Annotated in this window: 11 protein-coding genes; 10 read left to right on the forward strand and 1 reads right to left on the reverse strand. The window is 36.3% G+C overall.

The annotated features are described in order from the left end of the window. Nucleotides 1-48: 48 nt before the first annotated feature. The 3 genes from pfkA to OR571_RS03200 all read left to right on the forward strand — a co-directional run bounded on the left by pfkA (nucleotide 49) and on the right by OR571_RS03200 (nucleotide 3,477). Entirely contained in the window at nucleotides 49-1,008 is a 960-nt protein-coding gene (gene pfkA, locus OR571_RS03190; RefSeq protein WP_282241395.1) for a 6-phosphofructokinase, read from the forward strand. 40 nt (nucleotides 1,009-1,048) lie between these two features. Beyond that, nucleotides 1,049-2,809, forward strand: a complete 1,761-nt coding sequence (gene pyk / locus OR571_RS03195) for a pyruvate kinase (RefSeq protein ID WP_282241396.1) — start codon at nucleotides 1,049-1,051, stop codon at nucleotides 2,807-2,809. Nucleotides 2,810-3,084: 275 nt separating this feature from the next. Next, the gene (locus OR571_RS03200; protein ID WP_282241397.1) at nucleotides 3,085-3,477 is read left to right on the forward strand and encodes an FxsA family protein; all 393 of its coding nucleotides are present in this window, start codon (nucleotides 3,085-3,087) and stop codon (nucleotides 3,475-3,477) included. Here OR571_RS03200 and OR571_RS03205 read toward each other — a convergent pair. Further along, entirely contained in the window at nucleotides 3,455-4,429 is a 975-nt protein-coding gene (locus OR571_RS03205) for an AI-2E family transporter (RefSeq protein WP_282241398.1), read from the reverse strand. The two genes, OR571_RS03200 and OR571_RS03205, sit on opposite strands and share 23 nt — an antisense overlap. Before the next feature lie 191 nt (nucleotides 4,430-4,620). Between OR571_RS03205 and citZ the strand changes: the two genes are divergently transcribed. The 7 genes from citZ (at nucleotide 4,621) to OR571_RS03240 (ending at nucleotide 12,396) form a co-directional block, all read left to right on the forward strand. Continuing rightward, on the forward strand, nucleotides 4,621-5,736 hold the full coding sequence (gene citZ / locus OR571_RS03210) for a citrate synthase (RefSeq protein WP_282241399.1): 1,116 nt from the start codon (nucleotides 4,621-4,623) through the stop codon (nucleotides 5,734-5,736). 81 nt (nucleotides 5,737-5,817) lie between these two features. Further along, complete coding sequence (icd, locus tag OR571_RS03215) at nucleotides 5,818-7,083, forward strand: NADP-dependent isocitrate dehydrogenase (RefSeq protein ID WP_282241400.1); 1,266 nt, start codon at nucleotides 5,818-5,820, stop codon at nucleotides 7,081-7,083. 294 nt (nucleotides 7,084-7,377) lie between these two features. After that, a complete protein-coding gene (gene mdh / locus OR571_RS03220; protein ID WP_282241401.1) occupies nucleotides 7,378-8,316 on the forward strand; it encodes a malate dehydrogenase in 939 nt (312 codons plus the stop codon). Between the two features lie 95 nt (nucleotides 8,317-8,411). Further along, nucleotides 8,412-8,858 carry a MaoC/PaaZ C-terminal domain-containing protein gene (locus tag OR571_RS03225; RefSeq protein WP_282241402.1) on the forward strand — a complete coding sequence of 149 codons (447 nt, stop codon included), beginning with the start codon at nucleotides 8,412-8,414 and terminating at the stop codon, nucleotides 8,856-8,858. A 63-nt stretch (nucleotides 8,859-8,921) separates the two neighbouring features. Next, nucleotides 8,922-9,635, forward strand: coding sequence for a response regulator transcription factor (locus OR571_RS03230; protein WP_282241403.1), 714 nt, complete (start codon nucleotides 8,922-8,924; stop codon nucleotides 9,633-9,635). Beyond that, complete coding sequence (gene pnpS, locus OR571_RS03235; protein WP_282241404.1) at nucleotides 9,635-11,170, forward strand: two-component system histidine kinase PnpS; 1,536 nt, start codon at nucleotides 9,635-9,637, stop codon at nucleotides 11,168-11,170. Before OR571_RS03230 ends, pnpS begins: the two co-directional genes overlap by 1 nt. 11 nt (nucleotides 11,171-11,181) lie before the next feature. Beyond that, on the forward strand, nucleotides 11,182-12,396 hold the full coding sequence (locus tag OR571_RS03240) for a carboxylate--amine ligase (RefSeq protein ID WP_282241405.1): 1,215 nt from the start codon (nucleotides 11,182-11,184) through the stop codon (nucleotides 12,394-12,396). Nucleotides 12,397-13,071: the final 675 nt, after the last annotated feature.

Raw genomic sequence — 13,071 nt, forward strand, 5'->3', positions numbered from 1 at the left:
TTCATGATAAGATGAAATTAATAAATATAAAAGTTTGGAGGAACCATTGTGAAGCGTATAGGTGTATTAACGAGTGGTGGAGACGCGCCTGGGATGAATGCTGCAATACGTGCTGTTGTAAGAAAAGCAATATATGAGGGACTCGAAGTAGTAGGAATTTTTCATGGGTATCAAGGGTTAATCGATGGAAATATGGAAGAGTTAAATTTGGGCTCGGTAGGGGATATTATTCAAAGAGGTGGAACCAAGCTTTATTCCGCGAGATGTCCAGAGTTTCGAACAGAGGAAGGCCAACAAAAAGCGATAGAACAATTAAAGGCAAACGGTATTGAAGGGCTTGTTGTTATCGGTGGTGATGGTTCTTATCGTGGTTCGATGACGTTAACGAAAAAAGGATTCCCTTGCGTAGGAATACCTGGCACGATTGATAATGATATTCCAGGAACAGATTATACGCTTGGTTTCGATACTGCACTTAACACAGTAATTGATTGTATCGATAAAATTCGTGATACAGCCACTTCTCATGATCGAACTTTTATTGTCGAAGTAATGGGGAGAGATGCAGGAGATTTAGCTTTGTGGGCTGGTTTAGCTGGCGGAGCAGAGACAATTATCATACCAGAGGTAAACATGAATATGGAAGAAGTAGTGGAACGTTTAAAAAGCGGAACATCTCGTGGTAAAAAACATAGTATCATTATCGTTGCTGAAGGAGTTATGAGTGGATCAGAATTTGCAACTAAATTAATGGAGCAAGCAAATATTGAAACCCGTGTTTCCGTTCTAGGACATATTCAGCGCGGGGGATCTCCGACTGGTCGTGACCGAGTGCTTGCAAGTATGTTCGGTGCAAAAGCTGTTGAAGTTTTAATGGCAGGTAATGGGGGACGTGCAGTTGGCATACAGAACCATGTAGTGGTAGACTATGATATGAATGAAGCATTTGAAAGAAACGAAGTATTCGATAAGGATATGTATCAATTATCGAAAGAATTATCTATTTAAGACCAGATAATAATTCTTTTACATAGAAAGGATTTGGACAATGAGAAAAACAAAAATAGTTTGTACAATAGGGCCTGCAAGTGAATCAGAGGAAAAGTTAGAAAAATTAATCGAGGCAGGGATGAACGTAGCTAGATTAAATTTTTCACATGGAAGCCATGAAGAACATGCTGCAAGGATTAAAACAATTAGAAAAGTGTCCAAAAAAGTAGGGAAAATTGTAGGGATTTTATTGGATACGAAAGGGCCAGAAATTCGTACACATAAAATGGAAAATGACGCAATTGAGCTTGAGTCTGGTCAAACAATTGATATTTCTATGACAGAAGTTTTAGGAAATACGGAACGTTTTTCTATTTCATATGAAAAACTAATAGAAGATGTACAAGAAGGTTCAATTATTTTATTAGACGATGGCTTAATCGAGTTAATCGTTACGAATATTAATATGTCAGATGGCATTATTTCTACGTATGTTCAAAATGCTGGAACATTAAAAAACAATAAAGGTGTAAATGTACCTGGAGTTTCTGTACAATTGCCGGGAATTACAGAGAAAGATGCAAAAGATATACTATTTGGAATAGAGCAAGATGTAGATTTCATCGCCGCATCTTTTGTACGTCGAGCTAAAGATGTACTCGAAATTAGAGAGTTACTTGAAAATAATAAAGGCTCTCATATTCAAATCATCCCGAAAATCGAAAACCAAGAAGGTGTCGATAACATTGATGAAATTATTCAAGTTTCAGACGGTTTAATGGTTGCAAGGGGAGATCTTGGTGTAGAAATTCCAGCAGAAGAGGTTCCTTTAGTACAAAAAAGCCTTATTCAAAAATGTAATGAAGCCGGAAAACCAGTTATTACAGCAACCCAAATGCTAGATTCTATGCAACGTAACCCAAGACCAACTCGTGCAGAAGCTAGTGATGTTGCAAATGCTATTTTAGATGGAACAGATGCTATTATGCTATCAGGTGAAACTGCAGCAGGTACCTACCCTGTTGAAGCTGTTCAAACAATGGATAAAATCGCTAAAAGAACAGAAAACGCAATCGATTATCGTGGACATGTATCCAAGCTAAGTAAAGCGCGTGACGTGAATTTAACGGATGCCATTGGGCAAGCTGTCGCACATACTGCGATAAACTTAAAAGTAAAAGCAGTAATTGCACCTACAGAGAGCGGTCATACGGCTAAAATGATTGCTAAGTTTAGACCAGGAGTTCCAATCATTGCAGTGACGTCTTCTGATTTACCATCTAGAAACCTAACCCTCGTATGGGGTGTTTACCCAATTGTTGGGAAAAAAGCTTATTCAACAGATGAAGTGCTAGAAACAGCAATTGAAGAAAGTATCGCCCATCAGTATGTAAACCATGGGGAGCTTGTTGTAATTACTGCAGGAGTTCCAGTTGGTGAAGCGGGTACAACAAACTTGATGAAAGTTCATGTAATTGGTGACAAAGTTGCTAAAGGGCAAGGAATTGGGAAATCCTCAGCACATGGAAAAGCCATTGTAGTAAATAATGCAAGTGAGTTGGCAGGACAGGACACTACAAATAGTATTATTGTTACGATTGGTTCTGATCGTGATATGGTTCCAAGCATTGAAAATTGTAAAGGGCTTATTACAGAAGAAGGCGGATTGACTAGTCATGCAGCAGTTGTTGGGCTAAGCTTAGGAATTCCGGTCATCGTTGGTGTTGAAAATGCCACCAAATTAATAAAAGATGGTCAAGAATTAACAATAGATGCTATTAGTGGGGCTATTTATAACGGTCACGCAAGCATTATTTAAAAAATTGCCTCACCATTTAAGGTGGGGCAATTATTCTAGGAGATCTAGCTCCAGCGCCTTACCCCTCGGGTTCAAATGTGAAAAAGCTGCTCCTGCGCACAGCTCGTCGCAAACAAAATCGCTTGTGGTGGCTGAGGAGCTGCCTCCTTGGCCCGCACGATGCGGGTTATGTCTGCTATGCCACAGGATGTGGCGTACTTTGCAGACCCACCACGTCCCCATTTGCCTGTCGGGGCAGACATAGGAGCTTGCGCTTTTCATAGGAAGGTGAATGTATGAAATGGATTATAGGCTTAATCATAGTTATCCCAGCAATAGAGTTATATATATTGTTGCTATCTGGTAAAACAATTGGAGCAGGATATACATTACTCTTGATCTTAGCAAGTGGAATAATTGGTGCATATTTTGCAAAGAGACAAGGAATGAGAGCCTTTCGAGAAGTCTCGGACAATATCAAAAATGGTCAAGCACCAGGAGAGGTTGCTATAAATGGAATTTTCATCTTTATTGGTTCTATCTTAGTAATACTTCCTGGTTTTATTTCGGATCTTCTTGGGTTTATGTTGTTATTTTCTCCTACAAGAAACCTATTTAAACCGCTACTCTATCGCTGGATTCGTAAAAAGATGAAAAATGGTCAAGTTATTGTGATGAAGTCTTCGTAAGGTTTTCCCACTTGTTTGCGATTAAATAAATAAACGGACTAAATAGTATTCCTATAAATCCAAAGATTAAAATGGCTGCCGCGCTTAGAAAGAATACGTGGACGGCCTTTATTTGCATAGAGGAAGACCACAAAACATTTTCTACAATATGCCTTGTTAACTGAACAAATATATATAGAAGTAAAACGATTATCCCAGCCATTCGTTGCTCCATTAAGAAAAAGTAAACACTAAGCGGTATTAATAGTATTCCTGTACCTAAAAAAGGGATACTATCAACTAGCGATACGAGAAACGCATATTTTACAGGATTATGGAAACCTAATAATTGAAACCCTATAGCTAAAAGAACAAAGGTCAAAAAAAACAGTTTTAACTCTACAGAGATAAATTTATTCATGACGCCAGATGATTTTCTTAGCGCTCTTTGAGAGAAATTTCGTGTTTTTTTAGGAAAGTAAACGAGAAACCACAGACGATCTTTCGTAGATTCGTATAAAGAAAAAAATAAACCAATACTAAATAAAAAAAACTTCAAAAAATAAGAAGGTAAATTTGTCAGATTTAATAATAAATCATTCAGTAGTTTGTTTAATAGATTTTGAAACTTTCCTTCAAAAAAAATGAAAATAGGATGCTGCTTCAATTCTACAAATGGTAATAATAAAATATGTTCATGAATAAGTGGAAGAATATCTAGAAGAGCTTGTACTATTACAAACAAAAATAATATAAAACTAGACAATATAACTGCTTCTGTTAACAGGACACTAACAGTAACAGGCAGCTTAATATTTTTATAAAAGAAATTTGTAATAGGGTATAAAAAATAACCACATAAAATTGCTAAAGATAAAGGATAAGCAACAAGCGAAATAAGTATAATAATTCCAAATGGTATCCAAAGTGACCAAAATTCTTTCTTATTTATTTGTAGAGTAATCATTTTCATCCATTCTTTTCAAAAAATTAGGATATACACACATTATTTTTTAATAATTTTAAGCGTTTTCATTCACAAAATCGCCAAATATGATTATACTAGAATTGTAAGGCTTAAAAGGTACATAATATATACAGGTAATCTTTCGTCCGGCGATTAAGTGGAGCGAATTATTATACTGTAGAAGGGGAGATTTCGAAATGACAACAACTCGTGGTTTAGAAGGTGTTGTAGCTGCGGAGACTGCCATCAGTTCTATCATTGATGACACACTTACATACGTTGGCTACAATATTGACGATTTAGCAACAAATGCAAGTTTTGAAGAAGTAGTATATTTACTATGGCATAAACGCCTTCCAAAAGCAGATGAGCTAGCAGAACTAAAACAACAATTAGCTGATAATATGGCTGTTCCTCAAGAAGTTTTAAATCATTTCAAAACGTATCCAATTAATAATGTTCACCCCATGTCTGCTCTAAGAACAGCAGTATCTATGCTAGCATTATATGATGATGCTGCAGAAGATATGTCCGACGAGGCTAATTACTTAAAAGCAATTCAATTACAAGCAAAACTTCCGACATTAGTAACAGCATTTTCACGTGTTCGTAAAGGCTTAGAACCAATTGCACCTAAAACAGATCTAGGGTATGCTGCAAACTTCTTGTACATGTTATCTGGTGATCTTCCAGACGACATTGAAATAGAAGCTTTTGACAAAGCACTTGTACTTCATGCAGATCATGAGTTAAATGCATCTACATTTACTGCACGTGTTTGTGTAGCTACGCTATCAGATATGTATTCAGGTGTAGTAGCAGCACTAGGTGCCTTAAAAGGTCCACTGCACGGTGGTGCAAACGAACAAGTTATGAAAATGTTGACAGAAATTGGTTCACTAGATAATGTGGACAAGTATATTAATGAAAAACTAGATAACAAAGTAAAAATTATGGGCTTCGGTCACCGTGTATATCGTAAAGGAGATCCACGTGCGAAACACTTACGTGAGATGTCTAAAAAATTAACTACTCTTCGCGGTGAGTCAAAATTATATGATATGTCTGTTCGCATTGAAGAAATCGTTACTGGACAAAAGAATTTACCACCTAACGTAGATTTCTACTCTGCTTCTGTGTATCATTCATTAAACATTGACCATGATTTATTTACACCTATTTTTGCAGTTTCACGTGTGTCTGGTTGGACTGCACATATTCTCGAGCAATACGCTAACAACCGCTTAATCCGCCCTCGTGCAGATTATGTTGGACCTGGTTTGCAAACATATATTCCGATTGAAGAAAGATAATTTTATTGCCCTAAAAAATTTTTGTTCAACAACTTAATATGAGTTGATAGCATTATAGATATAGTAGGAGGAAATAATAACATGACAACTGGTAAAATCACTGTAGAAAACGGAGTACTTAACGTACCAAACACAGCAATTATTCCTTTCATCGAAGGAGACGGGACTGGTCCTGACATTTGGGCTTCTGCTTCACGCGTTCTAGAAGCAGCAGTTGAAAAAGCATATAACGGTGAAAAGAAAATTGAATGGAAAGAAGTACTTGCTGGTCAAAAAGCGTTTGATCAAACTGGCGAATGGTTACCACAAGAAACACTTGATGTAATCAATGAATATTTAATCGCTATTAAAGGACCACTTACAACACCGATCGGTGGTGGTATTCGTTCTTTAAACGTAGCATTACGTCAAGAACTTGATTTATATACTTGCTTACGTCCAGTTCGTTATTTTACTGGTGTTCCTTCTCCAGTAAAACGTCCTGAAGATACTGATATGGTGATCTTCCGTGAAAACACAGAAGATATCTATGCAGGTATTGAATATGCTAAAGGTTCTGATGAAGTGAAAAAGTTAATCAGTTTCCTTCAAAACGAAATGGGCGTTAATAAAATCCGTTTCCCTGAAACTTCAGGTATTGGTATTAAACCAGTTTCTGAAGAAGGTACGAAACGTTTAGTTCGCGCTGCACTTAACTATGCTATTAAAGAAGGTCGCGAATCTTTAACACTTGTTCATAAAGGAAATATCATGAAGTTCACTGAAGGAGCTTTCAAAAATTGGGGCTATGAAGTTGCTGAATCAGAATTCGGTGATAAAGTATTCACTTGGAACCAATACGATCAAATTAAAGAAGAGCAAGGAACTGAAGCTGCTGACAAAGCACAAGCAGACGCACTTGCAGCTGGTAAAATCTTAGTAAAAGATTCAATCGCTGATATCTTCTTACAACAAATCTTAACTCGTCCGAAAGAGTTCGATGTAGTTGCTACAATGAACTTAAACGGAGATTATATTTCTGATGCATTAGCTGCTCAAGTTGGTGGTATTGGTATCGCTCCAGGAGCTAACATTAACTATGTAACTGGACATGCTATCTTCGAAGCAACTCACGGAACAGCTCCAAAATATGCTGGTCTTGATAAAGTAAATCCATCTTCTGTAATCCTTTCTGGTGTATTAATGCTTGAACACCTTGGTTGGACTGAAGCAGCAAAATTAATCATGGATTCTATGGAAAAAACAATTGCATCTAAAGTAGTAACTTACGACTTTGCTCGACTAATGGACGGAGCAACGGAAGTTAAATGTTCAGAGTTCGGTGATGAACTTATCAAAAACATGTAATTTGAAATGAATTTTGGTCTTAAAGGAAGGGATTTTTCCCTTCCTTTTATCTTCATTCAGTAGAAGACCCCCACTTATTTGGGTGGTGAGATGAATTCGGTTTTGTTTACTGTTCAGTGGATGCTCAAAAGCTTACTGAACGAAGATAAAGCCTTCGGCGGATGTCACAAATTTTGAAAGAAGTCAGGGCAGGCAGTCTAAGTTCGAGACATACTGTAGGCCTCATGCTTGATTCAAAATCTGTAGGTAACTATGCCAAGGCGTAATTGATTTAAACAAAAGGAGAGTTTTCTAATGACATTGAAAAGAAGTAAAATCTCAGTAATCGGTGGCGGATTTACAGGAGCAACAACTGCTTTTCTACTTGCTCAAAAAGAACTTGGTGATATTGTCTTAGTAGATATTCCACAAGTAGAAAATGCTACTAAAGGGAAAGCATTAGATATGGCACAAGCTGGACCAGTACAAGGATTTGATGCGGAGATCATTGGTACTTCTAACTATGAAGATACAAAAAACTCGGATTTAGTAATTATTACGGCTGGTATTGCACGTAAACCTGGAATGAGCCGTGATGATTTAGTTCAAACAAACCAAAAAGTAATGAAAGCAGTAACGAGTGAAATAATAAAGTATTCACCAAATACTACTATCATCGTATTAACCAATCCAGTTGATGCAATGACCTATACGGTTTATAAAGAGTCAGGCTTGCCAAAAGAACGCGTAATCGGACAATCTGGTGTACTTGATACAGCTCGTTTCCGTACGTTTGTGGCACAAGAGTTAAACTTATCTGTTAAAGATGTTACTGGTTTTGTTCTTGGCGGACATGGCGATGATATGGTTCCATTAGTAAGATACTCTTATGCCGGGGGTATTCCATTAGAAAACCTTATCGACGCTAGCCGTTTAGAAGAAATCGTGGACCGCACTCGAAAAGGAGGAGCTGAAATCGTTAATCTTTTAGGAAATGGCTCTGCTTATTATGCGCCCGCAGCATCGCTGGTTGAAATGGCTGAAGCAATTCTTAAAGACCAAAAGCGTGTATTACCCTCTATTGCTTATTTAGAGGGTGAATATGGTATGGATGGTATATATCTTGGCGTTCCGACCGTACTGGGTGCAGGTGGTATTGAGAAGATTGTTGAGCTTGAACTAACGGAGGATGAAAAGGGTTTACTAAGTAAATCTGCTGATTCTGTTAAAGCAGTTATGAATGTTTTAGCATAATTCACGATAATATTAATCGAGTGTGGGAAACCTGCTCGATTTTTTTTGTACTTATTGTTAAGATAGATATAGCTAATTGATGGGAGGATGAAATCTTGTTATTGGGAAAGATACAGAAAAAGGGTAAGAATATAAATGATTTATTTATTGGTGAAAAATTAACAATTACTGAGAAAATAGAAGATAAGGATTTACTTCTATACTTAGGGTTAACAAATGATAATAATCCTTTATATATTCAGCACGATTTTGCTTCCAAAACAATCTATGAAAAACCTATTGTCCCACCAATTATGTTAATGGGTATTATTACAGCTGCTATCTCTAAATACTTACCCGGTCCAGGAGCTTATATAACAAAGCAAAACATCAGCTTTTTAGCACCTGCGTATCACTATTCAACTTTAAAGTTTACGTTCGAAGTAATGGAGATTGATATAATTTCAAATGAAATAGTAATTTCAGTTATTGCTAATAATGAACAAAAGAATGCAGTATTGGCTGGTACTTTTTATGTTAATCCACCAGCAAACGAACAGTAAGTCTACATTTGAGGTCAAATGATTTGGAATGGGGGTTTCAAATCAACTTTGGAGGCAAAATAAATGAAAAAAGTATTAGTTGTGGATGATGAAAGCTCAATTGTAACATTATTAAAATACAATCTGGAGGATGCAGGTTTTGAGGTCATTACTGCATATGACGGTTTAGAAGGTCTGAATCGAGCAGTGGAAGAAAATCCGGATGTCATTGTGTTAGATTGGATGTTGCCGCGTATGGACGGAATGGAAGTATGCAAGGAACTACGCCTAAAAAAAATTCAAACACCGATTATTATGCTTACTGCAAAAGACGAAGAGTTTGATAAAGTGCTCGGTCTTGAATTGGGTGCGGATGATTATATGACCAAACCGTTTAGCCCTCGTGAAGTTACTGCTCGTGTAAAAGCAATGCTACGACGTTCTAATATTTCATCAGAGCATCAAATGAATGAAATAAAACAAAAAGAAGAAATATATTCGTTTGGACCATTACAAATTTATCCGGATCGATTTGAAGTGCTTTTAAATGAAGAACCAATCGAGTTTACACCGAAAGAATTTGAATTACTTGTTTACTTAATTGAAAACAAAAATAGAGTACTTACACGCGACCAATTATTAAGTGCTGTATGGAACTACGATTTTGCCGGCGATACTCGAATTGTAGATGTTCATGTTAGTCATTTACGAGATAAAATTGAAGAAAATAGTAGAAAGCCAATTTTCATTAAAACGATCAGAGGTCTAGGATATAAATTCGAGGAACCTAAATTGTAATGAAAAGATTCCAATCCAAAATATTACGAACGTATTCTATAGTAATTGGATTAATTTTAGCTAGTCTTGGTCTCGTTCTTGGGCAACTTTATCCTATTTTTGTTCATCATTCCACTGTTGTTTTAATAGACTCCAAAATGGAGCAAATAGCTACAGATTTAGCTGCAACCGAACTTTCAAAAGAAGAGCAATCGTCTATAAAGCAAACACTAAGTTCAGCGCTTCAAAATAATGAAATGGCGAATGAACAACAATCACTCTGGTTGTTTTTATTTTTTATTTTGTTCATCACTTTTCTTGTTGCTTTATTTTTGGGAGCCAACATATTTAAAAAATATGCTCAACCAATTGAACATTTAACCGAAACCGCGATGGAACTTGCAAGAGGTAACTATCGTATTCGGGCATTTGAAGATGATTTTTCTGGTATGTCTACATTAAGCAATTCCATCAATATATTAGCACGCAATTTACATGATATTTCAGTTATGCGTGAAACGGAGAAAGAACGGTTAAAAACATTAATTGAGAACATGGGTAGTGCCTTGATCATGATTGACCGAAATGGATTAGTAACGATTGTGAATCGATCCTTTTTGAAGCAATTACAAATTTCTTTTGAAAATATAGATGGAAAACTTTTTCGTAAAATCGGTCTTCCAGATAAGATAGAAGCTTTTATCGATAAACTTTTTTTAACGGAATCCTCATCCCGTGAACAAATTCAGATCAAGCGAAATTTACATACTTATTATATGGATGCTTATGGGGCACCTGTAATTGGAGAACACGGAAGATGGCTAGGTATCGTAGTGGTAATGCATGATATCACCGAACTTATTAAGTTAGAGCAAGTACGAAAAGATTTTGTTGCAAATGTGTCCCACGAACTCAAAACACCGGTAACTTCTATTAAAGGATTTTCGGAGACATTACTTTATGGGGCATACAAAAATGAGGATACATTATTATCTTTTCTTGAGATTATTCATAAAGAAAGTAATCGATTGCAAATGCTAATTACCGATTTGTTGGACCTTTCCAAAGTGGAACAAGTTGGGTATGAAGTGAATTTGAATAATGTAAAATTGAAGGATGTATTGGATCGATGCATCGAGATGTCTACACATCTTTTGGAAGAAAAAGATATAGAATTGGCATTAGCAGTAGAAGACTCCGTGAAAGTGTTAGGAGACTCCAATCGTTTAATGCAAATTTTGATGAATTTAGTGACAAATGCAATTACGTATTCGCCTGACCATACAACATTACATATTTCCATTTTCAAGGATGAGAAGTATGGCATATTCCGAATTCAAGATGAAGGTATTGGAATTAGTAAGAAAGAGATTAGCCGAATATTTGAACGCTTTTATCGAGTGGATCGTGCAAGAAGTAGAAACTCAGGTGGTACTGGCCTAGGTCTGGCCATCGTAAAGCATCTAGTAGAAGCACATCATGGGTTGATAAAAGTAGAAAGTGAAGTAGGAAAAGGTACATGTTTTACAGTGTACATTCCACTTGTGCAAAGTTAATGGAGGTAAATATGAACAAAGAACCGTTTATCCCAATTATTGTGGGGACTGATATGAATGCTTATAATATGGCTATTTCATTTCATGAGGAATATAAAATAAAGCCAATTTTAGTCGGAAAGGAAGAAATGTCCTTTACGAAATGGAGCAGTGTCATCGATCATATTGAAATTCATCCGAATTTATGGGATAAAGCTGCTTTTGTCACAGTTTTAACAGAAGTAGCGATGAAATATAAAACGGCTGGAAAGCAATTGCTGTTAATCGGTACAAATGATTTCTATGTCCGACTAATAATTGAGAATGCAAAAGCATTAAAAGAAATGTATGTATTTAACTATATGTCAGAGGAGTTAATGAATAATCTTCTCGTCAAATCTAATTTTTATAAGCTTTGCGAGGAGCATGGCATTGATGCACCAAAAACATACTATTATTCTTGTGCCAAGAAGGAGCCTTTTACAGAAGAGGTATTATTTCCATTAATCATTAAACCAAGCAATGGGGTTCAATATTACAAAAATAAATTTCCTGGGCAACAAAAAGTATATCGTGTAGAATCACGCGAAGAATTAAATGATGTCATTAACAAAGTGAATGCAAGTGGCTATAAGGAAGATCTAATCATTCAAGATTATATTCCTGGCGACGACACGTATATGTGGGATTCAGTTTTTTATATAAATTCAAAGGGAAAAGCCCAGTTAAGTACGCTCGCACAGGTTGTGTTGCAAGAACATACGGTTACTGCAATTGGAAACTATACGGCGCTAATCACTAGGTATAACGAAGAATTGATGCTTAAGCTTCAACATTTTTTAGAAGCAGTAGGGTATGTAGGATTTGCTAACTTCGATTTGAAGTATGATGAACGCGATGGTAAATTTAAAGTATTCGAAGTGAATATTCGTCAAGGACGCTCTAGTTATTATACGACAGCTCTTGGACATAATATGGCGAGATATTTTGTGGACGACGTCATTTACAACAAAGCAAAGCCGTTAACATTGTTAAATGAGCATTATTTGTTTACCGTAGTCCCTAAGATTGTATTAAAGAAGTTTGTTAATAATAATGAAATTCAACGAGAAATAAGACATCTGTTAAGAACGGGAAAATGGGGAAATCCAATGTTTTATAAAAATGATACGAATTTTATGAGAAAGTTGTATTTAATTGCTCGTCAGTTTAATTATTATAAAAAATACAAAAATAATAATTGGTAAAGTAAAATTTACAATATATTCATTAAAGATTTACAATCGTCTGTTACATTTAAATAGACCCCTTTTCCAAACGATTTACCTGAAAAAGCTAGCCCTCCGCTAGCTTTTTTCAATTGTTAGAAACTAAAAAGTAATTTTTGTAGATAAATTTCCCCAAAAACAAAGTTCTGCCACTTTTTTAGCGCAGTTTAAGGAAAATGCGCGGTAGTGAGTTGAATGAATGTCCGCTGGGATTTCCGCTGCGGGGCGGACGCTTTCCACGGGGTGAGCGATGAGCCATCACCGACGCTAGCGCGTTCGCCTGCGATGGCTCATCTACTCACTCATCCCGTAGGAGTCGCCTCCCCTCCGCTACAATCCAATAAAGGAAGCTACTTCCGCAATGTCACTAGCTGTAAGGAAAATGTCAAGTATTATGGAAAGAGATTTCCCATCTTTACAATAAGTCAGATACTTCGTCCAAACAACAAGTGTACTTAGATGGAGACGATGATATAAAGAAGATTAATACCAATAAATAGTTGAAAAGACGAGCTATATCCTGATAAACGAACTACGAAATTGGAAATAACATTGTCTAAATTGTTCTAATTATTATGTGGTAAACTTGATAAATTTAAAACTTTGATAACTGCAGACACCAAATTAGCAGATCATACATAATGAGTGAAGCGG

Origin of the sequence: Psychrobacillus sp. NEAU-3TGS (assembly GCF_029955155.1) — a bacterium.
Taxonomy (GTDB): Bacteria; Bacillota; Bacilli; order Bacillales_A; family Planococcaceae; genus Psychrobacillus.

Excerpts from the sequence above, each read along its gene's own strand:
- pyk (WP_282241396.1), top strand. The coding sequence starts at position 1,049 with ATGAGAAAAACAAAAATAGTTTGTACAATAGGGCCTGCAAGTGAATCA.
- OR571_RS03200 (WP_282241397.1), top strand. The coding sequence starts at position 3,085 with ATGAAATGGATTATAGGCTTAATCATAGTTATCCCAGCAATAGAGTTA.
- OR571_RS03205 (WP_282241398.1), bottom strand. The coding sequence starts at position 4,429 with ATGAAAATGATTACTCTACAAATAAATAAGAAAGAATTTTGGTCACTT.
- citZ (WP_282241399.1), top strand. The coding sequence starts at position 4,621 with ATGACAACAACTCGTGGTTTAGAAGGTGTTGTAGCTGCGGAGACTGCC.
- icd (WP_282241400.1), top strand. The coding sequence starts at position 5,818 with ATGACAACTGGTAAAATCACTGTAGAAAACGGAGTACTTAACGTACCA.
- mdh (WP_282241401.1), top strand. The coding sequence starts at position 7,378 with ATGACATTGAAAAGAAGTAAAATCTCAGTAATCGGTGGCGGATTTACA.
- OR571_RS03230 (WP_282241403.1), top strand. The coding sequence starts at position 8,922 with ATGAAAAAAGTATTAGTTGTGGATGATGAAAGCTCAATTGTAACATTA.
- pnpS (WP_282241404.1), top strand. The coding sequence starts at position 9,635 with ATGAAAAGATTCCAATCCAAAATATTACGAACGTATTCTATAGTAATT.
- OR571_RS03240 (WP_282241405.1), top strand. The coding sequence starts at position 11,182 with ATGAACAAAGAACCGTTTATCCCAATTATTGTGGGGACTGATATGAAT.